The following is a 25,587-nucleotide window of genomic DNA, read 5'->3' as shown; positions in this document are numbered from 1 at the left end:
GGCCGGCCAGGCGGTGCGCACTCCTAGGCGGTGTGCACCTCCAGGGCGGTCCGGACCGCGGATTCCAGGGCCCCCTCGATCCACGCGGGCTTGATGGACGTGTGGCACCCGGCGAAGTGCAGGTTGCCCTCGGCCTTGCGGACGTGGGGGAAGAGCTCGGTGTGCTGGCCGGGCAGCAGGACGGAGGCCTCCCCGTAGGCGTACGGATCGCGCATCCAGGACTGGGTGCGGCCGACGCCGGTGTAGAACACCTCGATGCGCTGGCCGAACACCTCCTGGACGCCCGCGAGGGCGCGCGGGTAGCGCTCCTCGTCGTCCAGGGAGTCCCACTTCAGGGCGTCGTCCGACCAGCTGTAGGAGGCGAGGATGACGCCGCCGGCGCTGCCTTCGACGGGGTAGGAGGGCTGGAACATGAAGCGGTTGGGGTTGTCGGTGGCCGAGCCGCCGCCGATGACCCCGGCCGCCTCGGGCTGGTCGCGGCTGACCGCGCGGCTGGCGGCGTAGTGGGAGCGCTGGCCCGTGGAGATGCGGCCCGGGGGCACGGAGGAGTGCGCGCCCATCAGGGTTCCGTTCGCCGGGGTCTGCCCGGTCTGGTACTTCCGGTACAGGCCGGGCTGTACGGCCTCCAGCTCGCGCTTCCAGTCGGCCTCGTCGAACTCCCACCAGCGGCGGCTGAATTCGAGCAGCACCTTGGTGGCGGCGTCGTAGTGCAGCTCGGTGACCGCGCGCCGCTTGCCGTAGGAGAGCGCGGGGGTGACGGGGATGTGGCGCAGTCCGGAGAAGGGGACGGTGATGATGGCGCTGTCGGCGGTGAAGGTCTCGCGCCGCACGGGGCTGCCGCCGCGGCCTTCGGAGACGGTCTCGACCGTGACCTTGCCCTCGCCGTGGGTGATGCGGGTGGCACGGCGGTCGAGCCGTACGAGGTCCTTGACGCGGGCGTACATGGCGTCGGCCAAGGTGGCGGTGCCGTCGGGCAGTTCGTAGAAAGCGGTGTCGGGGCTGATCAGCGAGGCGCCGATGAAGCTGTGCACGAAGGCGAGGTGCAGGCGGGAGGTGAGGTTCTCGACGGTTCCGATCAGGTCGATGGTCCGCTCGTCGAGCTTGGCCTCCTCCGTCAGGAAGCGATACATCGACATGTGGCCGTAGCGCTGGATGACCCGGGCCCAGCCCTCGACGAGGTCTTCGTCCTTCTTGCCGTCGATCTCCTTGCGCACGGGGGCGAAGGCGTCGCGGACGATCTGCGAGGCGGGCACGGACTCGTACGCCTGCGGGACGCCGAAGGAACGATTGAGCGCCTGCGGGGCGCGCGCGTAGTCGGCGCGGCGAACGCGGATGCCGTTGACGTAGATCCACGTCCGGTAGGCGGGGCGGCCGGCCCCGTCCACGTCGACCAGGTGGAAGCGCCGGCGCTTGAGGCCGAGGCCGTCCATCAGCCCGGTGACCAGGGGGTGGCTGTCCGGGATGCGCATCGCGCCGGCCTCGGCGTACTGCTTGGGGTCGGCGAAGGGCTGCGCGGCGTTCTCGTGGCCGCCGGTGCGGAAGGTCTTGATCCGGCCGCCCACCCGGTTGCCGTTGGCCTCGATGACGGTGACCCGGTGGCCGGCTTCGCGCAGCAGGTGTGCGGCGGTCAGGCCGGCCGGGCCGGCGCCGACGATCAGCACCTTCCTGGCGGGGCGGCGGGAGCGGGGCAGGCCGTTCTTCAGGAGGATGTCGGCGTAGCGCGGTACGAGCGGCTGGTCCTCGTCGTCCCGCACGAGGATGGCCCGGGCGATCGTCAGGCAGGCGTCCCAGTCGGCGACCGCGGCGCCGGGGACGGCCTGCGAGGTCTCGGCGGAGGTGACGGCGACCGTCAGACCCCCGGCCGCGGCGACGGCGGCCGCGCCGGCGATGACCGTACGGCGGGAAGGCCTGCGGGAGGGCGCCGGTGCGGACTCGCCAGGGGCTCCGGAAGCTTCGGGGGTTTCGGAGTTGGAATCGGGATCCATGATCATGACCCAACTCTTGCCGCCCTCCCCCGCCCCCGGCGGCCAGAACGGGCCCGCACGGGCAAGGACCACCCGGACGTGCGTCGCGGGCCTCGCCGTGCTGACGAACTGGGTTTCGTACGAGCGGCCTTCGGACCGTCAGGCGTACGAGGGGGCGCCGCTCAGCTGTCGGGCTCGGCGGCGGAGATCGCGGCGAGAGCCGACCCCGGATCCCGTTCCACCTCGAGGTCGCCCAGGGTGACCACGCCGACGAGTTCGCCGTCCTCGGCCTGCACGGGCAGGCGCCGCACCGCGTGCCTGCGCATGAGGTCGGCGGCCCGGTCGACGTCGTCGGCGGGCTTGACGGTGACCGGATCGGTGCTGCAGATCGCCTGCACGGTCGTGTCGGCGGGATCCTTGTTCTCGGCGATGGCGCGTACGACGAGGTCCCGGTCGGTGAGGATGCCGCAGAGCCGTCCCCCGTCGACGACGAGGACGTCCCCGATACCGGCGTCCCGCATCACCCGGGCGGCCTCGGCCAGTGACGTCAGCTTCTCGACGGTCACGGCGTTCCCGGTCATCACCTCGTGGACTTGCCTGGTCATGGTGCCTCCAGTGTTCGTGGGAGAACCGGCGAAAGGACGGTCAGACACGGTCGGTGGTGTCCACGTCACGGGTCGTGTCCTCCCGGACGATGACGACCGGACAGGACGCGTGCGCGGCGCACTGCTGGCCGACCGATCCCAGCAGGAGACTGGCGAACCCGCCCAAGCCCCTGCTGCCCACGACCAGCAGCTCGGCGCCGGCCGACGCCGCGATCAACGTGCTCGCGGCCCCGCCCCGCACCAGGTGCTGTTCCATCGGCACCTCGCCGACCTGGAGGAGCACCTTCTCGATGTCGCGGGCCATGGCCAGCCTGCTCTGCGCTTCGTCGAACTCGGCATCCACCGCCGGAGCCGACCAGCCGATCGCTCCGGGCAGCTCGTAGGCCGCCACGGCGTCCACCGTCGCCGCGATCAGGCGTGCGTACCGCACTGCCCACCGGAGCGCCTCGTACGACGCCGGGGATCCGTCGACGCCCACCACCACACGGGGCATCCGACCACTGGTGTCCATGGCCTCGTCCCTCCTCGTCTTGTCCCTCCTCGTTCGGCCTTCCTCGTTCGGCCTTCCTCGTTCGGCCTTCCCCCACTACTTCAGTCTTCCCCCTTCCCTCACTTCGGAGACATCCGAGCACGGACCCGACCGGCGGGCGCGGTGCGTGCGCTGCCGCAGCACGGGTAAGCGCACGGGAGAAGGCGAAGGCAGCACATCAGGAGAGGGGCCCCGCCATGGACGGCCCTGAGCTCTCGCAGCAGGAACTGAAGATCCTGGGCGACATTGAGGAAGGCCTGCGGGCCGACCAGCTCTTGGACCGCAGGCTGCGCACCCTGCACCGCGGGATGCGCCCCTGGACGTCCCCCCGGGACTGGGGCCGCCCCCAAGGGCTCGGTCTGTACACCGCGTTTCTGGGCCTCGTCTGCGCGGCGCTCTTCGTACGGGCGGTCCTCCGAGCGTGACAGGGAATGACGACCCGGGACCGGCTCCTCAGTGCCCGAGGGCGCGCTTGAGTTCCGCCTTGTCCATCTGGGAGCGCCCCTTGATGTCGCGCTGCCTGGCCTCGTTGTAGAGCTGCTCCTTCGTCGGGCCCTGCGCGCCGCTGTGGGAGCGCAGACCGCCGCGCCTGGAGGAGGAGATGTCCTCGAGGGAGGAGCGGCTCGCCGTCTCCGACTCGCCGGCGCGGGCACGCTCCTTGTTGACGGTGCGGGCCGCGATCTCCTTGGCGCGCTCCGTGCTCTCGCCGCGCTGTTCGACGCTCTCCTTGATGTGCTCGTACTGGCGTTCACGCTTGGGACTGGAACCGCGGGGCATGGTGACTCCTTGCGTGGGATGCGACCTCGATGACGAACCCGCTCCGCGGACGGGTCGGGATCCGGTTCAGCGGGATGGACAGGTCCTGTCGCGGGACGGCGGGGTCCGTGCGGGCGAGGGCCGACGACAGTGTGGCGAGCAGGGACAGGGTGATGTCCTCGCCCGGGCACCGATGGCCGGTGCGGGCGTCGCCGCCGCCCTGGGGGATCAGTTCGCCGGTGCCCGGTTCGCGGCCCAGGAACCGCTCCGGAGCGAAGTCGTACGGCCGCTCCCACAGCGCGGGGTCGTGATGGTGCCCGTACACGTCGAGGAGTACCAGCGTTCCGGCCGGGACCCGCTCACGGCCGAGGGCGAGGTCGCGGGCGGCCAGGCCCGCGACGAAGGGCACGAAGGGGTAGAAGCGGCGGACCTCGTGGGCGAAGGCGCGGGCCTCGGCCGCGCTGCCGGTCCGCAGCTGGTCGCCCCGGCTCGGATGCCGGTGGAGGGCGTGGGCCGCGAAGGTCGCGTACCAGGTGACGGCGACGGTCGGACGGATGACGTTGAGGAGCTCGACGGCCGCCGTGTGCGGATCGAGCAGGGTGCCGTCCGGCTCGCGGTGCAGGGCGACCGTCTCCACGACCGTCCCGGAGACCAGCCGCGGGTCGTGTACGCGGACGCGGTTCACCGCGGCCATGAGGGCCTGCTCCTGGCGGTGCCGGGCGCGACGGGCGCGTACGTGCCGGGGTCCCGCGGTGGCGAACCCGTCCACCATGGACACGCAGTCCTTGGCGATCTCACGGGCCTCGCGGTCCGGGACCGGCAGACCCACCCAGTCGCAGACCGCCCCCGCGAGCAGGGTCGCCACCTCGTCGAACAGCACCACCCCGCTGCCCTCCCAGCGGGACACGGCTTCCCGCCAGCCGCTCTCGACCCGTGCGGCCAGGCCTTCGACGCCCAGGGGCGACATCAGCACCGATGCCAGCAGGTCCTTGCGCGCCCGGTGGGGTGTTCCGTCCAGTGTGTGTACCGCCCCCTTGCCGAAGAGGGTGTCGAGCACCGGCCCCGGCAGGGCTCCGTGGCGCGTGACGCGGCTCTCGTCGTAGAAGAGGGCGACGGCCTCGGAGCCGTGCAGGAGGGCCGCCGGCCGCCCCATCAGTCGGGTGTGCACGACCGGCGCCCCGTCATGGGCTCGACGCAGGTCCGGGGCCCATGCGTAGCCGTGGGCCAGCAGCGACAGCGTGCTGTCCATGTGGTGACCAGACATGTGGTGACCAGACAAGTGGTGACCGGACATGTCGTGCGCCTACCCGGGCCCGGCGCGCTCATTCCACCCTCGGGGACCGCTGCGCCTTACAGGGGAGCCCCCGGAGCGCCGCCCGCTCCTCCGCACCGGGTACGGGCCATGGTGAACAGCCGGACAGCAGCATCAGCGAACGAGGAGACAGCCATGGCGGACGAGGGCATCTGGGGTTACCGCGCCGATTCCGGCTACGAGACCGGAACCGACCTGATCGGCTTCAAGGTCGAGGCCACCGACGGAAGCATCGGAAAGGTCGATGAGCACACGGACGAGGCCGGCGCCGGCTACCTCGTCGTCGACACCGGCGTATGGATCTTCGGCAAGCACGTGCTGCTCCCCGCCAGCACCATCCAGCGCGTCGACCGCGCCGCCGAGACGGTCCACGTCGGCCGTACGAAGGACCAGATCAAGGACGCTCCCGAGTTCGAGCGGCAGAAGCAGCCCCGCGACCCCAGCTACCTGGAGCAGTTCGCCAAGTACTACGGCATGCCGCACATGTGACGGCGGCAGGTCCGTCGACCGTCCGGAGTCACCACGGCGCGGACTTCGGCACGCGCCACCACCAGACGTGGGCCCGCGGCGCCCGGCCGCGCGCGGTGCGCAGCCACGGGTCGAGGGCCCCCGTCACGTCCTGGTCGGTGGCGGCCGCGAAGCGGGCGTCCAGTGCGTCCAGCAGCGCGGCCAGTTCCGCCCGCGCCGCCGGGGGGAGGGAGGCCATCACCTCTGCCAGCCCGTCCCTGCCGTCGAGGTCGTTCTCGTAGGCGCTGAACGGGTAGAACTCGTCCGGGCCCGGTCCCGATTCCAGGATCCGCCCCAGCCGCTCCCACGCCTCGAACCGCCGGCGTGCGGAGTACACCGGCTCGGTGACGGCCTCCCGCCGCTCCGGGGACAGCCGCGCCCGTTCCAGCTCCAGCCGCTCCGCGTCGACGGCGGCCACCGCCGCCCCCGCGGCGGGCGACAACCGCGCCCACACGGCGTCCGTCTCGGGGGCCCCGCTCATCCGTGCCTCATTCATTGATCTGTTCCAAGTAGTACTCGTAGCCGCGGTCCGGTTGCATGAACGTGCCGTTCTCGCCCTCGCGGATGAGCATCGTGCCCGTCGAATCGTCCCACCAGGGCCAGCGGGGCGTCCCCGAAGGGGTACTGCGCATCTCCACCCCCGGGTTGTTGGTCATCATGTCTTCCAGGTGTTCCGGCACGTCCAGGTCGTCGACCCCGGGAATGCCGCGCTTCTTGATGTCGCCGTGTGCGGCGATCTTGTCCGCCAGCATGGGGAGGCTGCCCCCCTGGCTCGCCGGGTCCGGCTGCCCGATCTTGCGTTCCGGGGCCAGCCCGAGGTAGTCGCTCCGGGTCAGCGGGTCGGTGACGTACGTGGCCGGGTTCGGCGCGGGGCCCAGGCCCAGCGGGTCCGGGCTGAGGTAGCGCGCGGTTTCGGGGTCGTAGGTGCGGAAGTAGTTGTGGTGCAGGCCGGTTTCGGGGTCGTAGTACTGGCCCGTAAAGCGGAGCGGCGTGTACGCGGTCGCGTCGCGGTTCCACGCGGTTGCGCCCCACAGCGTGGCCCGGACGCGCCAGGCGATCTCCCCGTTCTCGCCGACCAGTTCCTTCGGCGTGCCGATCAGGTCCGTGACGATCGCGAAGAACCGCTCGTCCACGGTCTCCTGGGTGGCGTGGGCGACGATCCGCTCCGTCTGGGCCAGCGGGTGCAGGCCGTTGTGGTCCCAGGAGACGACGGTCGAACGGCCCGCCCCCTCCGGGCCGCCGGAAGCCGGGGCAGCGACGGTCGTGGTCTGCTCGCACAGGGTGCTCTCGTCCCAGGTGAAGAGCGTCTCCGTAGCGCACCGCGCCCGCGCGGACGATGCGGGACCCTTCGTACGCGCGCTCCCCGCGGGCTTCGGCGCCCGGGTGGCCGTCGGGCCAGGAGGCGGCGCTCCGGTTGCCCGCCTCGTCGTAGGCGTACCGTTCCGTCCAGTCCTCAGCCCGGACGGCGGTGATCCGGCCCACCGCGTCCCGCTCGAAGGTCCTGGCGCCGCCGAGGATCGCGGCCCGCCGCGCCCCGGTCGAAGGCGACCGTGCGCCCGACGTGTCGAGCGTGCTGCGCCGGCCGGCCGCGTCGAAGGATGGCGCGCAGTCGCCCGGCCGAATCCGGGCATGTCCACAGACGTGAGCGGAGTTGACCCAGCCTACGAGGAGCCCATTCCGTGTGATGGCCCGACGAGGCGATGGTTCCGCAGCTACTGGGACGAGGAAGACACCTGGTTCTACTTCGAATCGTCGATTGTTCCGGGCGGTCCGCCGGCTCGAGCGGCAGTCCGGCCGCACGCCGACGGCGTCACCGTACGGGCAACCGGGTGCCATCGGAGAGGTATCGGGGCGGGCGATGGCGGAGGCATAACGGATCGAAGGGGCGGGTTCCTAGGTTTCTCGTTGCCGGCCGAGAACGACCGGTTCGAACAGGCGAGACAGGGGCCGCCCCGCGAGGGTGTGGACCGCATGTCGCCGGTGACCCGAAGGAACCGAACGTGCGCAGAATCGCGCTTCCCGCAGTGGCGGCGATGTCACTGGCCCTGCTGCTCCCGCAGTCGGCCGTCGCCGAGGACGTCCTCCCCTCCCCGGCGCTGGACACCGGGGCGACCCAGCAGATCGGCCCGGGCACGTACCAGTCGGCCGACGACACCTTCCAGATATCCGAGAACGACGTGTCGTACGGCCTGATGAGCCGTAGCCACACCGTGGACGGGAGCGGGGCGGGCGTCGCCCAGGCCCAGGACGCCCCGCCCGCACGCGCCGACCTCGGGGTGTTCGGTCCGAGCTGGGAGGCCGAGTTCGTCGGCGGCCAGCTGAACCGCAAGCTGGTTCCCGGCTCCGGTTCGATCACCACCACCGACCTGGACACCGCCGAGTCCGTCCGCTACGACCTGACCGACTCGGTGGCCGGCGCCAACGGCGGCAGCATCAACACCTACAAGGCGTCCGACGGTTCCACGCTGGTGGAGAACGTGCAGTGGGACGACCTCGCGGGCGTGCTGAAGACCACCGTCACCGAGACGCTCAACATCGACCTCACCCAGATCGCCTCCGGTGACGACGTGCCGCTGGACGCCACCGGCAACCCGGTCCCGGCCGCCTCCCTCAAGCCCTCCTACACCTGGAAGCAGGTCGGCGGCAGCGGCGACACCTGGCGGGTGACGGCGGTCGGCAGCGCCGCCTTCAAGCAGACGACGGTCACCTACGACAGCACCGGCCGCGTCTCCACCGTCAAGGACCCGGCGCGTGGTGCCGAGGCCCCCGCGCAGACGGTGAAGGTCAACTACGCGACCGCCACCACCGCCTCCGGCCAGACCCTCGGCGATGTCGCGGGCCAGGTCAAGGACATCACCGTCACCGTCGGCCTGACCGTGCAGACCCTGGCCCGCTACTCGTACGACGGCTCCGGCCTGCTCCGCAAGGTCGTCGATCCGGCGGCCGGCAGCGAGCTCAACACCTACAGCTACGACGCCTCGGACCGGGTGGTCGCCGCCTCCGCCGAGGACGGCGCGTCCTGGCAGCTGACCTACTCCGGTGACGCGGCCGCCCCGCAGTCGGTGGAAACCACCGGCATCCGCCCGGAGGCCGGCAGCAGCGTCCAGGGCGCCCCCAGCCTGGCCCAGGAGGAGGGCATCGCCCCGCCCGCCGAGGACTTCGCCGGCGGCGAGATCACCTCCGCCACGGCCTACCCGAGCTACTGCTCCCGGCCCCAGTCGTGGATGTGGTACCAGTACAGCGGCTGTGCGACCAAGGTCGCCCACTACGGCTGGCGCAACCCGAGCTGGAAGAAGACCCCGACCGGCGCCTGGGTCATGGGCATCTACAAGGACCACTGCACCAGCGCCGCGGACAAGCCCGGCGGCTGGGACTTCCGTGCCGCCTGTGACTCGCACGACTACGGCTACGGCACCATCGGCAACAGCTACAAGGGCTACCGCTACTACCTGGACCGCAACAAGGGCATCGCCACCGACGTCGCGTTCTACAACATCCTGTACTCCAACACCTGCCCGGCGTACTTCTGGAAGAGCGCCTGCCGCGCCACCGCGTACACGTACTACACCGCGGTCTTCTACGCGGGCAGCCCGAAGAACGGCGCCAACGCCACCTGACGGGCAGCGCGATCGCAGGGGGACCGGGGCAGCCGAACAACCGGCGCCGCTGCCCCGTCCCCCGCCCCCGGGCCCGGCCACACGGCCCCCGCGCCCTTGAACTTCCGGCCCTGAACTCGCGGGCCTCATAGACGAGTCGAACCTCCCCCCTCTTTTTGCCGCCGCGGCACCGCCCGCTCGGTGCCTACTTCCTGGAGCCTGTCGTGAAGAGATCTGCTGTGGCCGTCGCGATGGCCGCGGGCCTGCTGCTCGGTGCACTGCCGACGGGCCTGGTGCCCCTGGTCGGGGCGGCCCCGGCGGCGGCCGCCGACGAGGTGCCGGTGGACCCGGCGCTGGAGACCGGGACCGCGGGCGGCGGCACGGTCCGGGTGAACGTGGTGACGCAGACCCGATCCGACGTGGCCACGGCCGCCGCGGCGGGCGAGACGGAGGTGGCGTACGACCGGGTGCCGATGGTCACCCTCACGGTGGACCAGGCGGGACTCACCGAACTCCGCTCCAACCCGGACGTGGTGAGCGTGACGGAGGACGTCCCGGTCCCGCCGATGCTGGACGGCTCGACGGCCCGGATCGGCGCGGACAAGGCGTTCGCCGCCGGTGCCACCGGGGCGGGCACCGCGGTCGCGGTGATCGACACCGGCGTCGCGAAGAACCATCCCTTCCTGAGCGGCCGGGTGACGGCCGAGGCCTGCTTCTCGGTGAACGACGAGAGTTACGGCGCGACCAGCCTCTGCCCGAACGGCGAGGCCTCCCAGGAGGGCACCGGCAGCGCCGACGCCGACACCGGGAGCTGCGCGGAACTGGGCGCGGCCTGCTCGCACGGCACCCACGTGGCGGGCATAGCCGCCGGCAACGGGACCGGCCTGAGCGGCGCCCCCAAGCGCGGGGTGGCCCCGGGCGCCAACATCGTGGCGATGCAGGTGTTCTCGCGCTTCGACTCCGACGACTACTGCGGCGCGGGCAACAGCCCCTGCGTACTGAGCTTCACCAGCTCGCAGATCAAGGCGCTGGAGAAGGTGTACGCGCTGAAGCAGTCCGGCACGGACATCGTGGCGGCCAACATGTCGCTGGGCGCCGGCCGTTGGACCTCGGCCTGCGCCACCGACCCCCGCAAGTCCGTGATCGACAGCCTGTACTCGGTGGGCGTGGCGACCGTGGTCGCTGCCGGCAACAACGGGTACGGCGACGCGGTCAACGCCCCCGGCTGCATCCCGTCGGCGGTGACGGTCGGCGCGACGACCAACGACGACCAGGTGGCCTCGTTCAGCAACCGCGGCCCGCTGCTGGACGTGATGGCACCCGGCGCGGCCGTGGTGTCCTCGGTCCCGGGCGGCGGCTACGCGGCGAAGAGCGGCACCTCGATGGCGGCCCCGCACGTGGCGGGGGCCCTGGCGGTACTGCGCCAGAAGTACCCGGCGGAGAGCATCGCGAACCTGCTGGCGATGCTGGGCACCACCGGTACGCCGATCACCTACACCGGGGCCGTCACCTCCCGGATCGACCTCGGCAAGGCCGTCGTCGGTACGGCCGCCCCTGCACCGGAGCCGGCCGCCCGGCCGCGTCCCTCGCAGGTCTTCGACGAGACCGACCGGACCATCCCGGACCCGGGCACCGTAGAGGCCCCGCTGACCGTCACCGGGGTACCCGGCAACGCGCCCAAGGCGCTCCGGGTCGAGCTGGAGGGCTCCCACCCCTGGCGCGGCGACCTCAAGATCGACCTGGTGGCCCCCGACGGGAAGCTGTACCGCCTGAAGTCCGCCTCCGCCACCGAGGGGGCCGGCGCGCTCGGCGGCTTCACCGTCGACGCCTCCGCCTCCCCCGCCTCCGGCACCTGGAAGCTGCAGGTCACGGACATCGGGGCCGGCTCCCAGGGCACCCTCCTCGGCTGGTCGCTGAACTTCCCCACGCCCTTCGCCATGACCGGCAGCCTCAGCGTCCCGGACGGCGGCTCGGTCACCTCCGGCCTCACCGTGGCCGGCATCGGCGGCCGGGCCCCCGCCGCCCTCCAGGTCGCCGTGGACGTCACCCACGAGTGGCGCGGCGACGTCCGGATCGACCTGCTCTCCCCGGACGGCCGGACCTACCCGCTGCGTTCGGCCTCCACCACCGCCACCGAGGACGGCGGGGTGCTCCGCGAGACCTACCGGGTGGACGCCTCCGCCTCGCCCGCCGACGGCACGTGGACGCTGAAGGTCTCCGACCCGTACACCGGCTCCGTCGGCACCCTCAACGCCTGGTCGATGACGTTCCCCGCGTACGAGGTGCAGACCCCGCACTCGGTCCCCGACCCGGGCACCATCGAGGTCCCGGTCACCGTCACCGGCATCGCGGGCAGCGCGCCGAAGAACCTCCAGGTGTACCTGCACGCCACCCACACCTGGCGCGGTGACCTGGAGATCAACCTGGTCGCCCCGGACGGCAAGGTGTACCTGGTCAAGGAGTGCTCGGCGGACGAGGGCGACGGCGTCATCCAGCAGGTCTACACGGTGGACGCCTCCGCCTCCCCGGCGAGCGGGGTGTGGAAGCTCCGGGTCGAGGACATCTCGGCCGGCTCCTCCGGAACGCTCGACCACTGGACCCTGAAGTTCTGACCGGTCCCGTCCGGACCGCTCCGAGCCCCTCCCGAACCACTTCCGAACGCGCGGCCCCCGGCTTCCCCGCCGGGGGCCGCGCCCGTTTCCGCAGGTGGGAGGGGCAGGGAAAGAGAAGGGATAGCGGGACGATAAGGATTCGAAGTCCCGCCCTCCTAATGTCTGTTGATGTCAGAGCGAGTCGCCCGGGGAACGGACCCGCAGGGGTCCGGAGTCCGCCGGGCGAGGGGTGAGAGGGAGTGGGGACATGGGGAACGGGCGTCTGGTCAAGGCGGTTGTGGCGGTCGCGGCGGTCATCGCGGGTGTCGTGCTGGCGACCGGTACGGCGGTGGCCGGCGGGACGACGGTGACGGCCGCGGCCGGTGGGACGACGGTGGTCGTACAGACCGAGCCCTGGGACTGAGCGGCGGCCCGGGTCAGGCCTCCTGCGGGAGCTCCGCGCCCGGTGCCCGCGCCTCCTCGAGTTCGACCCGCAGCAGGTGCAGACGGCCCAGCAGGACGGTGCTGCCGGTTTCCTCGGCCAGGGCCAGGGCGGCGGCGAGGTCCTCGTAGGCCCGTTCGGCGCGGCCGGCCCGCAGGCGGGCCTCGGCCAGACCCAGCAGGACGTAGGCCATTCCGAGCCGGTCGTGCTTGGCGCGGACGATTCCGGCGGCCTCGGTCAGGGCCTCCTCCGCCTCCGGCAGCCGCCCGGCCTCCAGCAGGGCCCGCCCCAGTCGGTGGAAGGCCTGGGCCGCGCCCCGGGTCGCGCCCAGCCCCCGGGCCAGCGCGACCGCCTCCTGGCCGAGGCGCACGGCCGTCTCCAAGTCCCCGGCGTCCAGGGTGATCTGGGCGAGGTTGTTGAGCGCGTGAGCCTGCGCGGAGAGGTCCCCGGCGGCCCGCAGCGCGGGCAGCGCCCCGTCCAGGAGTGCGCGTGCCGCGCCCGCGTCGCCCCGCTGGCGGACCACGACGGCCAGCTTGCAGGCGTTCAGCGCGGCACCGTAGACCTCACCGCCCGCCCGCAGTACGCCGTCCGCCTCCTCCAGGAGCCGGACCGAGGCCTCCGACTCGCCCCGGTACAGCAGGGCGGCTCCCAGCTCGCCGAGCATCACGCCCTCGCCCTGCCGGTCTCCGGCGGCCCGGGAGGCCGCCAGGCCCTCCTCGCAGAGGCGGCGCCAGTCGTCGGTGTTGCTGCGGATCTCGCAGAAGCCGACGGTGGAGGCGGCCAGGTCCCAGGCCAGCGCGGCGAGTCCGAGCCGGGCGGACTGGGTGACGGCCGCCACCAGGCAGTGGCGTTCGGAGTCGAACCAGTCCAGCGGGCGGGCCAGCAGGTCGTCCAGGAGGTCCCGGTCGACGTGCGGGCGGGGGGCCGGGCCGTGCACCACGGAGTGGTCGCCGCCGTACTCGCGGCGGTGGGCGGCCTCGGCGACGGTCAGCCAGCTGTGCAGCGCCCGGTCCCGGGCCGCCTCGGCGGCCGGGCGGTCGGGGTCCTCCTGGGCGCGTTCGCGCGCGTAGAGGCGGAGCAGGCTCTGGAAGCGGTAGCGGTACTGGCCGGTGGCGTCCGGGCCGGAGACCTCCAGGAGGTGGGCGTCGGTGAGTTCGTCCAAGTACTGCTCGGCGATCTCCACCGGGCAGTCCAGGAGGGCGGCGACGGCCCAGGCCGGCACGTCGGGGACGTCCAGCAGCGAGAGCCGCCGGTACACGGAGGCGAGGCGCGGCGACAGACAGCCGTGGCTCAGTTCGAAGCTGGCCCGGACCCGGCTCCCGCCGAGGCTCAGTTCGTCCAGGCGTCGGTGCTCGTCGGCGAGCCGGTCGGCGAGGCGGCGCACGGTCCAGTGGGGGCGGGTGGCCAGCCGCGCGGCGGCGATGCAGAGGGCGAGCGGCAGCCCGTCGCAGAGCTCGGCCAGCCGAGCCGTCTGCGCGGGAGACCCTGCGGTGCGGCCGCCGGTGACGATCCGGTCGAGCAAGGCGGTGGAGTCGGCCTGGTCCAGCACCCCGAGCGGCACCCGGACGGCGCCGTGCCGCAGCACCAGCTCCTCCATGCTCTCCCGGCTGGTGACGACCACACAGCAGCCGCCGTTGGCCGGCAGCAGGGGGGCGACCTGCGCGAACGAAGAGGCGTCGTCCAGGACGACGAGGACCCGGCGGCCGCGCAGCAGCCTGCGGTACAGCGAGATCCGGGACGCCTCGTCGTCGGGCAGCCGGTCGCCGGGCGCGCCGAGCGAGCGCAGCAGGCGGCCCAGGACCTCGCCGGGGGCGGCCGGGGTGGAGCCGAGGTCCACGTGGAGGCAGCCGTCCGGGAAGGAGGCGGCCGCGCGGTGCGACCAGTGCACGGCCAGCGCGGTCTTGCCGATGCCGGCGACCCCGGTGACCAGGGCGGCCCGGGGCGGCGCGCCGTCGGGGCGGGCGGCCAGCAGGATGTCGAGGACCTCGATCTCGCCGGTGCGGCCGGTGAAGGAGGGGATGTTCGGGGGGAGGTCGGACGGGGCGAGGGCCGGGGCGGCGCGGCGTGCGGCGGGGGCCTCGCCCGGGGAGTCCGCGGAGGAGGTCTCCGGCTGCTCCTCCGCCTCCTGGGCCGTGACGGGCGCGACGGGTGCGCCGGGCGCTGCCGGTGCAACAGCCGCTGCCGGTACGACGGGCGCGGCCGGTGCGACAGCCGCGACGGGCTCGGGCACGGTCGGCGGGGCCGCGATGGCCGGGTCCTCGCGGAGGACCGCGTTGTGCAGCTCCCGCAGTGCGGTGCCGGGTTCGAGCCCCAGCTCGTCGATGCTCAGCTGGTGCCCGGTGCGGAAGGTCTCCAGGGCGTCGGCGCGGCGGCCGGAGCGGTACTGGGCGAGCATCAGCGAATGCCTGGTGCGCTCCCGCAGCGGGTGTTCCCTGACCAGGGCGGCCAGTTCGGCGGTGAGCTCCTGGTGCCGGCCCAGGGCGAGCCGTAGTTCGGCGTGGCCGTCCAGCGCGGTCAGCCGCTGCTCCTCCAGCCAGCTGGCCTCCTGTTCCAGCGCGTAGCCGGTCAGGCCGTCCAGGGCGGGGCCGCGCCACAGGGCGAGGGCCCGCCGGTAGGCGTCGGCGGCCTCCGCGAGGCGACCGGAACCCGCCAGCGCGGAGACCTGTCCGGTCAGCGAGAGGAAGTCCACGAGGTCGAGTGCGTGGCCCCCGGTGTCGAGCCGGTACCCGGGGTGGGAGGTGACGATGGGCTCGCCGTCGGCGCCCGCCTCCCGGAACAGCTTGCGCAGTTGGGCGACGCAGATGGAGATCTGGGTCCGGGCGGTGGGCGGCGGCGAACCGTCCCAGACGGTCTCGGCGAGCTCGTCCACCGAGACCGTTCGCCCGTGCCGCAGCAGGAGCAGGGCCAGCACCGCACGCTGACGGGCACCGCCAAGCCGGATCTCCCGGTCCTCGCAGGTCAGCCGGAGCGTCCCGAGCAGACCGAACCGTATCGACGCCACCCCGGGCCCCCCTCAAAGTTGTCATGATCATAATCGCTGGGGCACGGATTCGGCAGAGGAGCGGCCCGTCCGGATCGGCGGTCCGGACCGCCGATAAGCGGCCGATACCGGGAGGATGTGCCGCCCGCCTACGGTCGCTTCCCATGACGCCCTTCCTCGAGACCACACTGCTCGGACCGGTCCGCATCCGGGCCGCGTCCGGGGGCGCGGAGAACGCCCTGGGCGGCGCGAAGCCCCGTACGGTCCTCGCCGCACTGCTGCTCGCCGAGGGACGGGCCGTCCCCGACAGCCGCCTGATCCGCGCCCTGTGGGGCGAGCGCCCCCCGGCCCGCTCCGTCGCCCAGCTGCACACCTACGCCTCCCGGCTGCGCGCCCCGCTCGACGGGGCCGCCCGGCTGGAACGGGTGGGACTCGGCTACCGCCTGTCGGCCGCCCCCGGGCAACTGGCCTGCGACCACCGCCTCTTCGCAAAGCGCGCCGCCCTCGGCGGCACGCTGCTGCGGCAGGGGGACGCGCGACGGGCCGCCGCCGTTCTGCGCTCGGCGCTCGGCCTCTGGCAGGGCGAGGCCCTGGCCGACACCACCGAGCACCTGGCCCAGGAGGAGCGCCCCTGGCTGGAGGAGGCCCGGTTGACGGCCCTGGAGGACCGGGCCGAGGCGGAGCTCGCCGCCGGGCTGCCGCACGGCCTGGTCGCCGAACTGACCCGACTGGTGGCCCGGTACCCGCTGCGGGAGCGGTTCCGCTGCCTGCTGATGACCGCCCAGTGCCGTGCGGGCCAGCCCGCGGCGGCCCTGCTCCAGTTCCACTCCGGCCGGGAACTGCTCGCCGACCGGCTGGGCGTCGGCCCCGGCCCGCTGCTCACCCGTACCTTCCAGCAGGTCCTGGCGGGTGAACTCGCCGCCTGAACCAGGCTGTTGGACCGCCGGCGCCCGTCAAACAGCGAGGAGGGCGAGCGCGGCCGGGACGTCCGGCACGCGGGCGGGGTCTTCCAGCGCCACCAGGACGGCGTCCACGGCCTCGTACGTCCACTCCGGGCAGCTCTCCCCGGACGCCCGCCCCAGCCAGAGGAGGGCGGCTCCGGCGTAGCAGAGCGCGTACCGGGCTGCGAGGCGCCCGGCGGCGGCGCCCTCAGGAACGTCCCCGAGCTCGGCCAGCTCCCAGTGCAGCCGGTCGGCGGCCCCGGTGAGCAGGTCCGTGCGGGAGGCCGTCGCGCTCCCCGCCGACTCCCGGCTCAGCGCGGGCAGGGACTGCACCAGGGAGCAGCCGCGCCCGTCGTCCGCCCCAGTGGCCGGGTCCGGCGCGGCCGTCTCCCCGGGGAGGCCGGCCGCCGCGCGGAACAGGGCCCCGCCGTCGGTCCGTTCGCCCGCGAAACCGCGCACCAGTTGCGGGACCCGCTCCAGGAGGGCGGCGGCGGGCCCGTGGAGCACGGCGGCGGTCACCACCGCCTGGCCGGGCAGCAGCCGTACGGTGCTCGCGGCGTACTCGAGTACGGCGTCCCGTGCTGTCCCCATGCTCGCTCCTCCCGCCGGGCCCCAGGGTGCGGGGTCGAAGGACCAACGTCGCGGAGGAGGCTGCACGGGTTCTGTATTTTCTCCGCACACCCCGCCTTCTGCGGCCGCTCTCCGGCCAGTGGGTTCGAGGTCGCCCGCGCGATCGTCGCGGATGAAGCACACGCCCTGCAGGGTGGCGGCGGCAGACGACCTCGCAGCCGATCTCCTCCGCCGGGCGGTTGACGTCGCCGCCCACGACCTGGGCGCCGTCGACGGCCATCTCCCCGGCCACCGTGCGGGCGTTGCACGTGGCGCGGGCGCCGCACCAGCCCAGGGCGTCCCCACCACCTCACGCTGGGGCCCGCCCTTGCGAGGAGCGTCCTAGGGTTCGCGCAGGCCTTCGGGCCGTACTCCCAGGACGCCGAGCGTAGCGGTACGAAGCAGGCTGCCGCCTCGTCGACGGTCATGCGGCCCGAACCGGCTTCGTCGCCCGCAGCGTGCCCCAGGGCGGTCACCGCGGCCACGAGCCAAGCGGCGGTCGAGTCGGCATCGAACTCTCCCGCCGCCTGCCCCTTTTCGATCAACCGCGTCAGCCTGGCCGCGACGGGTTCGTGCCGCGCCCGGTCGGCCTCGGCGCTCACGGGCGCGGCGCCGAGCTGGAGCAGCACCGGATGCCGTTGGAACAGCCGCCAGCCGATGTCCTGCAGTCTCAGCAGCGCGTCCAGGGCGGAACCCTCCTCGGCATCCGCCGCGTCCATCGCCGCCATGGCCTCCTGGGTGACGCGGCCGGCCACGGCCTCCAGCAGCTCGTCGCGCGTGCCGAAGTGTCGCGCTCCGTCAGCAGCGGCCCCGCCCTGATGCGTAGGACGTACCGGCCGACTCACGGAGACGAAGGGGAGGCCTCTTTGCGGCGGGGGTCCTCGACCGGGTCGCCGGAGAGGCGGACCGTGCTGAGGATGCGCATGACCAGGTCGTCGCGGACGGCTCCCTGGACGCCCGACCGGCCGTAGAAGTCCCAGGCGACGAAGTCGCCCTTGGAATTCTTGAAGCCGAAGGCGATCGCCCAGCCGTCCCCCGCGCACTTGTGGTCCTTCTTGACGCCCTCGGTGCGGGCCTTCACGTAACTGCCCTTGACCCCGGCCTTGGTCGTGTAGGCCACCGGCTCGTCCCACTTGACGACCTCCTTGTCCGGGGATGCGAACGCGGAGTACGCCCAGGCCGTCGCCGTCTTCTCGGCGACCTCGTCGGTGGTCTTCGCGCCGTCGGCGCCCTTGGTACCGGTGGACGCGAGCGCGATGTCCTTGACGTAGCCGTCGCCGTTGGCATCCAGACTGCACCACTTCTTCTTGAAGAAGGCGGGCGCGGTGTGCCCGATCACCGGCTTGTCGGGGTCCTTGTCGTCCATGAAGCCGCTGAAGATCTGCGGCTCCAGGACCTCCCAGTCCGGCGGTACGTCGAAGGCGGTGCCGTGCTTCGGATTCACCACGACCTTCCAGCCCTTGACCGTCGACTTCACGGTTCCCGGGGCGCCCGGGGACACGGAGCCGGACGGGGCACCGGAGGCGGGTGCGGGGGAAGCCGGCGCCGGCCCCCCGGCGCCGTCCGCCCTGTCGCCGTCCCGGAAGAGGACCGCGGCGGTCACCGCGACGGCCACCCCCGCAACCACCGTCACGGACATCGCCACGACGGCTCTCCGCCGGAACGCGGAACGCGGCGCCGGTCCGGGCGGCGGAGTCGGCGCGCCGGACGGGTACTGCTGGTGCGTACCGGGCGTGGCGCCCTGCCAGGGTTGGCCGAATGTGCCAGGTCCGTAGGGGCCGGTCTGGGCTCCCTGCTGTCCGGAAACCGGCTGCCGGTAAGGGTTCTGCCCCGGGTTCTGCCTGCTCTGGTCCCCATCGGGCGTCTGCTGTCCTGGCCACATGGCGGGCAACAATAGGGCGGTGGCCGCCGCTCGTCACGCTTCGGGGGCGGGGAGGGCGCGGATCCGGCCACCCTCCCCTCCGGGCTCCCGCGACCTATTTCCCGAAGGACAGCAGGGAGTGGTCCACCTTCTTCGGCTCCGGGCTGCGTACGGACCCGTTGAGCAGGAAGACGCGTCCCTCGACCCAGGCCAGCCGGACGCTGGAGGGGTAGAAGGCGGATTCGGGCCCCTTGGCGGTCTTCGGGCTCTGCAGGAATATCTGGGGCGGGCCTCCACCCGTCGGGATGGCCGCCATCGCCGCGGACAGGCCCTTGCCCGTGTCGACGTAGACGACGACCCTCCCCTCCTCGATGGCCAGCGGGAACATGGCGCGGCCGTCGGGGCCCGTCGTGCGCCACTTCACCTGACCGGTGTTGAGGTCGACCGCGATCACCTCGTCGGGCTTGTCGACGTCCAGCGGGTACTTGGCGTCGGGTGTGCCGCCCGCGATGTAGAGGGTGTCCGCGTCGGCCACCGCCGCGTCGCAGTCGTGCAGGTCGCCGCTGCCGCTGCCCCAGCCGTTGCACCGCTTGCTGACCCCGAAGGCGGCATTGGTCTGCGAGCGGACCTTGCCGTCGGCGGCGAAGGCCGTGATGTTCCAGACCTTCTCCTGCGTGTTGTAGGTGCTGACGACGAGCGGGTCCACGGACAGGATCTGGCCGAGGTTCGAGCCCTTCGCGTACTGGTGGCTCCACTTGGCGGCGCCGGTCGCCGGATCGATCTCCTCGATCACCGACTGCCGGTCGGCCGAGTCCTTGCCGAAGCAGTCGCGTACGAGCATCAGCCTGGCGGCGGCGCCTCCGACCGTCGCGGGGGTGCAGCCGGTGCTCGGCGTACCGAAGAGTTTGTGCCCGTCGGTGACCGAGAAACCGCTCACGACCGCGGAACGCGCCACCGCGACGGTGTCCCCTGAGATGGCCAGCCGCAACTCCGCAGCCTGGTCGAAGGCCTTCTCCTTCGGTATCTCCAGCTTCCAGCCCGCCTGGCCCGTGGCGAGGTCGACCTGCTGGAGGTGGGTGCACTGGGAGGTCGTGCTGTCCTTCTCGCGGACCCCGACGACGATCTTCCCGTTCGGGCCGGGACTCTCCGGGACCCCGCACAGCGGCGTGGCGAGGGGAAGCTTCCACTTCTCCTTGCCGTCGGTCGCGGTGTAGGCGGTGACCTCCTTGTACATCGCCTTGATCACGGCGTCCCCCACGCGCCAGGGGCCGTGCTGCGAGGCACCGGAGCCGGTCAGTTCGGTCCGGTTCGACACCAGCCAGACCCGGCCCTCGCCCGGCTGGATCCCGGCGTTGGGGTCGAAGACGAACGGGGGGCCGCCAGGGCCCTGGCCGTCTCCCTGGTCCACGGACGCGGACGCGGCGGGGGCGGCGGTGTCGCCGTCCCCGGCGTCGCCGGAGCCGTCGCGCAGGAGGATGTACGAGCCGCCGCCGAGGGCGAGCAGGGCCGCGACCAGGGCCGCGACCAGCACGCCGGTCCCGCCCCGCAGGCCGCGGCGGGGCGGGCGTACGAAGTCCGCTGCCTGCACCGGCGGTTGCGCGTAGGGATTGCCCGGCACGGGCCCCGATCCGGGCTGTGGCGTCCGGTAGACCGAGCCGTAGCCCGGCTGGACTGCCCGCGGTTGCCGATCAGGGCGCGGCAGTTCGTCGAAGTCGCGACGGGTCATGGGGTCAGTGTGGCTGGCGGGACGGCCGAACTGGGGTACTTTTTTAGACTACTTCCCGTCACCGTGCCCGGTTCCGGCCCTGGTTCCCCGGCTCGTGTACCCGCCAGGTGGGGGCGGGTACACCCGCTCAAGCGTGGTTGACCGGGAGGACGTCCGGAGAGAGGGCGCCCGCGTGGGCCGCGGCGCTCGTCATCCGCTTGCGGTGGTGGCGGCGGCACAGGACCTCGTAGCCGATCTCCCCTGCCGGGCGGTTGACGTCGCCGACCACGACCTGGGCACCTTCGACCACCATTTCGCCGCCCACTGTGCGGGCGTTGCTCGGGGGGGTGCCGACCAGGTCGGTGACGATCGCGAAGAACCGGGAGTCGATTTCTTCCCGGGAGGCATCGAGAATGCGTTCCGTTCGGGCTATCGGCCGGATGCCTTGGTGGTCCCAGGTGATGGTGACCAGGTGAGGGAGATCGTTCGAGCTACTGGTCTGCTCGCACAGGGAGTCGCCCTCGGGAGACGAAACGCACCGGAGCGCCGTCTAGTTCCGGTCGATGCGCGCCGCTTGCCGCGGCGACTGCCGGCCGTCCATCCGCCGTGGACCCCGGCGCCTCCCCGGCGATCAGCTTCGCGCAATCCGCTCCACGAGTTCCCCCGGAAGTGGATACACCCGCTCCCCGGGCAGAAGATCGGCCGCTGCGTTCAGGTCCCCGGACCTCACCGCGGCGTGAACCTCGTGCGCCAGCGGAGTCACGTCCGTGATGCCTCTGATCCACTCGTCCACATACAGGCCAACGGCCGGGCCCGACAGGCCCACCTGGATCGCACGGTGCGGCAGAGGTTGCAGGGCCAGGTCCCGCTCAGGATCCCACTGGACACGGACCGGGCTGGACTGGACAGCCGTCCGCCATTCTTCCTTGGTCGCGAAACGAGCCCGATCGAAATGACTGAGGCAGGAATGAGAAAGGGCCCATTCGAAGCCCTCCCGCGTGATGTCGATGGCTAGAACGCGTTCCTGGTCGACCTTCGCACCCCACCCACAGCGATACATCATCCACAGGAATGACGGTTTGATCCATGTCATTCGGGCACGCTTGAAGGGATCCACGAAAGTGCCCGACTTCAAGGCTGGTTCGGCGATCCGCGCCGGATATGCCTGATAAACCGTGATGGTCTCGTCGTCGAACCGTGCACGGACCTCGTTCGTCAGTGCGTCGCCGGTCATACGGAAGCCTCGCCGGCCCATACCTCGGGCTTCACTAGCACCGGGTCCGCCACCGAGCGCGCGCCCGCCGCGTAGGCGAGCCACCGCAGGTCCTCCCATGCGAAGAAGGGCTCGCCCCAGGTGTCCGCCCAGAGCCGCAACACTCCGTCCCCCGCGGGCGAGCAGGTCATGTCCCACCAGGCCCAGCCTCGGACCTCCAGCTCGGGATCGAAGCGCGAGAGCCAGTTTTGCAGGTCCCAGGGCGCGCTGCCGGTTCGCTCGGTGTACCGGTCCCGCCCCTCGACCGCGAAGGGCTCCGGGGAGCCGCCGCCGCGGCAGGCGCCGGAGAACCATCCGGGAATCGTGTCCACGGGCAGGTCGTCGTCGTCGAAGGACTCGGAGACGGCGATCTCCAGTACGGCGTCCAGGACCCCGCGCAGCCTGTCCGCGTACCGCGCCGGATCCCCGTCCACGGTGAGTTCGAAGAAGGCCAAGACCGGGGGCGCCGAATCAGACTCCGGCCGGCGGGCCACCCGCGACCTCTCGATTTCAAGGTCGTCGATTTCGTGCAGCATTTCACAATCCTCGCCAAGAGTCCTGGACGATCCTACCGGAACCGGGAATGATGACCTTGCGCATTTGGTCGAGCACTTCGCCTGGGAGTCCGTACAGGTCCGTTCTTCTGGTAGGGTCGGATATTTTCGGATAGATCTGCTTCACCTGTTTCCATTCCTGCTTGGTGAAGCCGAGCCCGTCCGGCTGCTCTTGGGGAACCGCCCTCGCCCGGATGTCGTCCACGAAGCTCTTCGGCACGTCGAAGGCGACGATCTGGCCGTTGTCCCCGCGGAACTCCAAGGTGTGCCGCAGTTCCCCGCTCATGTTGACGTACAGATGGTTATTGCCGTCGATGGTGACGTTGCCGTTCTCGTCGATGTGCACCCTCTGACTGAGCGGATGCTCGGTCTGCTTGCGGTACACGGTGACCCTGCACTCGTCCGGAGCCAGGCCCAGATGGTCCGACCACGTGTGGGGGTTGTGGACGTACGCCATCGGGTTGGGCGCCGGTGCCAGGCCCAGCGGGTCAGGGCTGAGGTAGCGCGCCGTCTCCGGGTCGTACGTACGGAAGACGTTGTAATGCAGACCCGATTCGGGATCGAAGTACTGCCCCGGAAAGCGTAGGGGCGTGTAAGTCGACGCGTCGCGGTTCCATGTGGTCGCCCCCCACAGGGTCGACCGGGTGCGCCAGGTCACCTCGCCCCGCTCGTCCACGAGCTCGGTGGGCGTGCCCACCAGGTCCGTGACGATCGAGAAGAACCGGCTGTCGATCTCCTCCGTAGGCGCCGCGAGGATGCGCTCCGTCTGTGTCAGTGGGTGCAGTCCCCGATGCTCCCAGGTCAGGGTGACCGGGTGGGGGAGCTGGGCGGAGCGCGTGGTCTGCTCACAGAGGTTCGCGCCCTCCCAGGTGAAGACCACCTCCTCCACGACCTCGCCCGTCGCCGACAGGCACTGCTTGGCCGCCCGCCGGCCGAGTGGGTCGTAGATGTAGCGCCAGACCGTGCCGTCCGGCGTCGTCACCCCCACCAGGCGGTCTTCCGCGTCCCACGAGTAGTGCCAGGTGTCCGGCTTGCGGGAGAGCCTGGCCTTCTGCCGCAGTACGACGCGCCCCTGCACGTCGTGCTCGTAGCGCACGCCTCCCGCGCTGACGATGCGGTTGCCCGTGTAGGTCCGCGGCCCAGCGGCCGACCCTGTGTCCGGGTGGGAAACGGGCCAAGATGCGGAGGTCTGGTTCCCCGCTTCGTCGTAGGCGTAGCGCTCCGTCCACGCCCCCGCCTCCACCGACGTGACGCGTGCGGCACCGTCCAAGGTGAAGGTGCGCACCCCGCCCAGCGCATCGTCCACCGCGGTCAGATGGCCATCGGGCCGGTAGCTGTAGCCGCGCCGTTGCAGGGTCCCGCCGTCGATACCGGTCAGGTGCTGCTCCGTGAGGCGCCCCACCTCGTCGAAGCCGTGCGCGAGCGTGACGCCCGCTCCGATCCGGCGGACGGTCTCGCGGCCCATCGCGTCATACTCGAACGTGAGCGTCCGACCGGAGGCCATCAGGCTCGCGCGACGGCCGGCGGCATCGTACGACCACTCGCTGACCGTGCAACTCGGCGTGGTACGCCGCGCCGTACGCCCCAGTTCGTCGTACGCATAGCTGAGCGTGCGGCCGTTGATCGTCTCCGAGTGCAGCAGGCCCTCACGATTGCGAACCCGTGTCAGGGTCACATCCGGGCCGACGGCCTGCGCAAGCTGGTCGGAATGGTCGTACTCGTCCGTGGTGACGGCGCCGGCGACGTCCTTGCGGGCGGTCTGCCCGATCGCGTTGTACTCGTACCGAACCGTCTCCCCGAGAGCGTTGGTCCGGGCCGCAAGCCGATTGGCCGCATCGTAGGCGTAGTTCAGGGTCCGGCCGTCGAAGTCCGTCTCCGAAGTCAGCCGGCCCGCGGGGTCGTACTCGTACGTCCAGGCCCTGTGGATTGGTGACCTCCGTCAGCCGGAGCTCGACGTCGTGTGCGAAGGAGTACCGCGCCCCGTCGGGCCCGGTGCGCGCCACCAGGGCGTCGAAGTCACCGAACTCGTATTCCGACTGCCCGCCGTTCGCGTCCGTATGAGTCAGGCAGTTGCCCTCACCGTCATACACCCACGACTGCTCGCTGCCGTCGGGCTCCACCCGGCGCAGCAGACGGCCCTCCACGCTCCACGTCAGCCGGGTGATGCCGCCGAGCGGATCCGTGACGGTGGCCACGCGCCCGAAGGCGTCGTAGGTGTACCGGGTGACGGCACCCAGAGGATTGGCGGATTGGACGACGAGGCCCGCCGCGTTGCAGCGGATCGACGATGTCTCACCCAGAGTGTTCGTCACCGAGGACAGGTGGCCGCGGTCGTCGTACGTGTAACGGGTGTCCGCACCGGAGGTGCCGGATACGGAGAGGAGATTGCCCCGTTCGTCATAGGTCCGGCGCACGGACGTGCCGTCCGGTCGCGTGACCCGTTCGGGAAGGCAGAGCGCGTTGTACTGCATCGCCGTCCGGCGGCCGTCGGTGCGTTCGACGGATGTGACGAGTCCGTTGTCGTCATAGGTGATGCGGGTTGCCAGACCCAGGGGGTCGGTCCGCTTGAGCAGCCGGTTGAACGGGCCCCATTCGAAACGGGTCGTGGCGCCGTTCGCGTCGGTCTCGGCGACGACGAGCGACCTGTCGTCGACGACGTAGCGGCGCTGGTGACCCAAGGCGCCGATGACCGTCGTGACGCCGTCCTCGTACGTGAACCGGGAGTCCACGTGTCCGTTCGTGCCGGACTGGGCGGTGCAACGGACCTGATCGTCGTACGTGTAGTCGAAGTGGCGGCCGTTGGTATCGGTCCACGAGACGATCCGTGCGTGCTCGTCGTAGCCGAACCGCAGGGGCAGCTCTGATGAGTTGATGACCTCGGTCAGATCACCGTCGGTGTAGGTGTAGTCGAGGACCTTCGTGCCGTCGGCGAGGGAGAGCGCCCACGGTGCGGGCGTTGTGGGTGGCTCGGGCCCCGCACCAGCACAGGGCCTCCACCTGGAGCTGCTCCAGGCGGTCCGCCAGCTCGATCAGGCGCTGCGAGCCCGGGAACAGCTTCGTACGGAAGTCCGTCGTGATGCCGAAGGCGAAGACATCCATGTCGAGATCGTCCACGATGCGGGCGAGCTGGTCGATCTGCTGGGGCGCCAGGAACTGCGCCTCGTCCACGATCACGTAGTCCGCCTTGCCGCCCTTGGTGAGTCGGGCGACCACGTACGCGTACAGGTCCATGCCCTCCGGCGCCTCCACCGCCTCCGTCACCAGGCCCAGACGGGAGGACAGCTTGCCCTCCCCCGCCCGGTCGTCACGCAGTCAGGCCTGGTGATCCGCGACGGGATCACCAGCGTGAGGCACTGCCGACCGCCCGCGTCGTGTGCACACGG

The 25,587-nt window shown here is 71.8% G+C and carries 18 protein-coding genes and 5 pseudogenes; 6 read left to right on the top strand and 17 right to left on the bottom strand.

Translation table 11 applies throughout. The annotated features are described in order from the left end of the window. Positions 1-23 precede the first annotated feature (23 nt). From AC6CKD_RS14955 to AC6CKD_RS14945, 3 genes are all read right to left on the bottom strand, one after another. On the bottom strand, positions 24-1,991 hold the full coding sequence (locus AC6CKD_RS14955) for a flavin monoamine oxidase family protein (protein ID WP_498327749.1): 1,968 nt from the start codon (positions 1,989-1,991) through the stop codon (positions 24-26). Positions 1,992-2,146: 155 nt separating this feature from the next. Next, positions 2,147-2,569, bottom strand: a complete 423-nt coding sequence (locus tag AC6CKD_RS14950) for a CBS domain-containing protein (protein WP_498327748.1) — start codon at positions 2,567-2,569, stop codon at positions 2,147-2,149. A 40-nt stretch (positions 2,570-2,609) separates the two neighbouring features. After that, the gene (locus AC6CKD_RS14945) at positions 2,610-3,080 is read right to left on the bottom strand and encodes a universal stress protein (RefSeq protein WP_498327747.1); all 471 of its coding nucleotides are present in this window, start codon (positions 3,078-3,080) and stop codon (positions 2,610-2,612) included. Positions 3,081-3,295: 215 nt separating this feature from the next. On the opposite strand from AC6CKD_RS14945, the gene AC6CKD_RS14940 reads away from it, so the two are divergent. Then, positions 3,296-3,523: a hypothetical protein gene (locus AC6CKD_RS14940; RefSeq protein ID WP_498327745.1), complete on the top strand. Its 228-nt coding sequence runs from the start codon at positions 3,296-3,298 to the stop codon at positions 3,521-3,523. A 28-nt stretch (positions 3,524-3,551) separates the two neighbouring features. Here AC6CKD_RS14940 and AC6CKD_RS14935 read toward each other — a convergent pair whose 3' ends face one another. Further along, a complete protein-coding gene (locus AC6CKD_RS14935) occupies positions 3,552-3,875 on the bottom strand; it encodes a plasmid stabilization protein (protein ID WP_498327744.1) in 324 nt (107 codons plus the stop codon). After that, a complete protein-coding gene (locus AC6CKD_RS14930) occupies positions 3,847-5,103 on the bottom strand; it encodes a cytochrome P450 (protein ID WP_498327742.1) in 1,257 nt (418 codons plus the stop codon). The genes AC6CKD_RS14935 and AC6CKD_RS14930 overlap by 29 nt, the downstream gene beginning before the upstream one ends. Before the next feature lie 198 nt (positions 5,104-5,301). Between AC6CKD_RS14930 and AC6CKD_RS14925 the strand changes: the two genes are divergently transcribed. Continuing rightward, positions 5,302-5,655, top strand: a complete 354-nt coding sequence (locus tag AC6CKD_RS14925; RefSeq protein WP_498327740.1) for a PRC-barrel domain-containing protein — start codon at positions 5,302-5,304, stop codon at positions 5,653-5,655. 28 nt (positions 5,656-5,683) lie between these two features. Here the strand turns inward: AC6CKD_RS14925 and AC6CKD_RS14920 are convergent, their stop codons facing one another. Both AC6CKD_RS14920 and AC6CKD_RS14915 read right to left on the bottom strand, forming a co-directional pair. Beyond that, the gene (locus AC6CKD_RS14920) at positions 5,684-6,154 is read right to left on the bottom strand and encodes a hypothetical protein (RefSeq protein ID WP_498327739.1); all 471 of its coding nucleotides are present in this window, start codon (positions 6,152-6,154) and stop codon (positions 5,684-5,686) included. A 7-nt stretch (positions 6,155-6,161) separates the two neighbouring features. After that, positions 6,162-7,122 (bottom strand): annotated as a pseudogene (locus tag AC6CKD_RS14915) (RHS repeat-associated core domain-containing protein); the annotation flags it as partial. Between the two features lie 551 nt (positions 7,123-7,673). Between AC6CKD_RS14915 and AC6CKD_RS14910 the strand changes: the two are divergent. From AC6CKD_RS14910 to AC6CKD_RS14900, 3 genes are all read left to right on the top strand, one after another. Then, positions 7,674-9,290, top strand: a complete 1,617-nt coding sequence (locus AC6CKD_RS14910) for a phospholipase A2 (protein WP_498327738.1) — start codon at positions 7,674-7,676, stop codon at positions 9,288-9,290. A 203-nt stretch (positions 9,291-9,493) separates the two neighbouring features. Further along, entirely contained in the window at positions 9,494-11,881 is a 2,388-nt protein-coding gene (locus AC6CKD_RS14905; protein WP_498327736.1) for a proprotein convertase P-domain-containing protein, read from the top strand. A 247-nt stretch (positions 11,882-12,128) separates the two neighbouring features. Then, complete coding sequence (locus AC6CKD_RS14900; RefSeq protein ID WP_498327735.1) at positions 12,129-12,284, top strand: hypothetical protein; 156 nt, start codon at positions 12,129-12,131, stop codon at positions 12,282-12,284. Positions 12,285-12,297: 13 nt separating this feature from the next. On the opposite strand, the gene AC6CKD_RS14895 is transcribed toward AC6CKD_RS14900, so the two are convergent. Further along, positions 12,298-15,303 carry an AfsR/SARP family transcriptional regulator gene (locus AC6CKD_RS14895; RefSeq protein WP_498327734.1) on the bottom strand — a complete coding sequence of 1,002 codons (3,006 nt, stop codon included), beginning with the start codon at positions 15,301-15,303 and terminating at the stop codon, positions 12,298-12,300. Positions 15,304-15,446: 143 nt separating this feature from the next. Here AC6CKD_RS14895 and AC6CKD_RS14890 point away from each other — a divergent pair, with 143 nt between their 5' ends. Next, positions 15,447-16,208, top strand: coding sequence for an AfsR/SARP family transcriptional regulator (locus AC6CKD_RS14890; RefSeq protein WP_498327733.1), 762 nt, complete (start codon positions 15,447-15,449; stop codon positions 16,206-16,208). A 27-nt stretch (positions 16,209-16,235) separates the two neighbouring features. Here the strand turns inward: AC6CKD_RS14890 and AC6CKD_RS14885 are convergent, their stop codons facing one another. From AC6CKD_RS14885 to AC6CKD_RS14845, 9 genes and pseudogenes are all read right to left on the bottom strand, one after another. Beyond that, a complete protein-coding gene (locus AC6CKD_RS14885) occupies positions 16,236-16,814 on the bottom strand; it encodes a hypothetical protein (RefSeq protein ID WP_498327732.1) in 579 nt (192 codons plus the stop codon). Positions 16,815-16,971: 157 nt separating this feature from the next. Continuing rightward, a pseudogene (locus AC6CKD_RS14880) lies at positions 16,972-17,133 on the bottom strand (thymidine kinase); the annotation flags it as partial. Positions 17,134-17,673: 540 nt separating this feature from the next. Then, complete coding sequence (locus AC6CKD_RS14875) at positions 17,674-18,471, bottom strand: DUF8017 domain-containing protein (protein ID WP_498328117.1); 798 nt, start codon at positions 18,469-18,471, stop codon at positions 17,674-17,676. A 337-nt stretch (positions 18,472-18,808) separates the two neighbouring features. Then, on the bottom strand, positions 18,809-20,419 hold the full coding sequence (locus AC6CKD_RS14870; protein ID WP_498327730.1) for an outer membrane protein assembly factor BamB family protein: 1,611 nt from the start codon (positions 20,417-20,419) through the stop codon (positions 18,809-18,811). Between the two features lie 127 nt (positions 20,420-20,546). After that, a pseudogene (locus AC6CKD_RS14865) lies at positions 20,547-20,735 on the bottom strand (thymidine kinase); the annotation flags it as partial. A 294-nt stretch (positions 20,736-21,029) separates the two neighbouring features. Then, complete coding sequence (locus AC6CKD_RS14860) at positions 21,030-21,632, bottom strand: DUF4291 domain-containing protein (RefSeq protein ID WP_498327729.1); 603 nt, start codon at positions 21,630-21,632, stop codon at positions 21,030-21,032. Then, positions 21,629-22,186 (bottom strand): hypothetical protein, encoded by a 558-nt coding sequence (locus AC6CKD_RS14855; protein ID WP_498327727.1) that lies wholly within the window; start codon positions 22,184-22,186, stop codon positions 21,629-21,631. The genes AC6CKD_RS14860 and AC6CKD_RS14855 overlap by 4 nt, the downstream gene beginning before the upstream one ends. Position 22,187: 1 nt before the next feature. Beyond that, positions 22,188-25,134 (bottom strand): annotated as a pseudogene (locus tag AC6CKD_RS14850) (RHS repeat-associated core domain-containing protein); the annotation flags it as partial. Positions 25,135-25,144: 10 nt separating this feature from the next. Beyond that, positions 25,145-25,513, bottom strand: a pseudogene (locus AC6CKD_RS14845) (thymidine kinase); the annotation flags it as partial. Positions 25,514-25,587: the final 74 nt, after the last annotated feature.

This window comes from Streptomyces sp. GQ60 (assembly GCF_059758875.1).
The sequence above is the reverse complement of the archived record's forward strand: the minus strand, read 5'-3'. Positions and strand labels throughout refer to the sequence as shown.

Excerpts from the sequence above, each read along its gene's own strand:
- AC6CKD_RS14955 (WP_498327749.1), bottom strand. The coding sequence starts at position 1,991 with ATGATCATGGATCCCGATTCCAACTCCGAAACCCCCGAAGCTTCCGGA.
- AC6CKD_RS14950 (WP_498327748.1), bottom strand. The coding sequence starts at position 2,569 with ATGACCAGGCAAGTCCACGAGGTGATGACCGGGAACGCCGTGACCGTC.
- AC6CKD_RS14945 (WP_498327747.1), bottom strand. The coding sequence starts at position 3,080 with ATGGACACCAGTGGTCGGATGCCCCGTGTGGTGGTGGGCGTCGACGGA.
- AC6CKD_RS14940 (WP_498327745.1), top strand. The coding sequence starts at position 3,296 with ATGGACGGCCCTGAGCTCTCGCAGCAGGAACTGAAGATCCTGGGCGAC.
- AC6CKD_RS14935 (WP_498327744.1), bottom strand. The coding sequence starts at position 3,875 with ATGCCCCGCGGTTCCAGTCCCAAGCGTGAACGCCAGTACGAGCACATC.
- AC6CKD_RS14930 (WP_498327742.1), bottom strand. The coding sequence starts at position 5,103 with ATGGACAGCACGCTGTCGCTGCTGGCCCACGGCTACGCATGGGCCCCG.
- AC6CKD_RS14925 (WP_498327740.1), top strand. The coding sequence starts at position 5,302 with ATGGCGGACGAGGGCATCTGGGGTTACCGCGCCGATTCCGGCTACGAG.
- AC6CKD_RS14920 (WP_498327739.1), bottom strand. The coding sequence starts at position 6,154 with ATGAGCGGGGCCCCCGAGACGGACGCCGTGTGGGCGCGGTTGTCGCCC.
- AC6CKD_RS14900 (WP_498327735.1), top strand. The coding sequence starts at position 12,129 with ATGGGGAACGGGCGTCTGGTCAAGGCGGTTGTGGCGGTCGCGGCGGTC.
- AC6CKD_RS14890 (WP_498327733.1), top strand. The coding sequence starts at position 15,447 with ATGACGCCCTTCCTCGAGACCACACTGCTCGGACCGGTCCGCATCCGG.
- AC6CKD_RS14885 (WP_498327732.1), bottom strand. The coding sequence starts at position 16,814 with ATGGGGACAGCACGGGACGCCGTACTCGAGTACGCCGCGAGCACCGTA.
- AC6CKD_RS14875 (WP_498328117.1), bottom strand. The coding sequence starts at position 18,471 with ATGTCCGTGACGGTGGTTGCGGGGGTGGCCGTCGCGGTGACCGCCGCG.
- AC6CKD_RS14870 (WP_498327730.1), bottom strand. The coding sequence starts at position 20,419 with ATGACCCGTCGCGACTTCGACGAACTGCCGCGCCCTGATCGGCAACCG.
- AC6CKD_RS14860 (WP_498327729.1), bottom strand. The coding sequence starts at position 21,632 with ATGACCGGCGACGCACTGACGAACGAGGTCCGTGCACGGTTCGACGAC.
- AC6CKD_RS14855 (WP_498327727.1), bottom strand. The coding sequence starts at position 22,186 with ATGCTGCACGAAATCGACGACCTTGAAATCGAGAGGTCGCGGGTGGCC.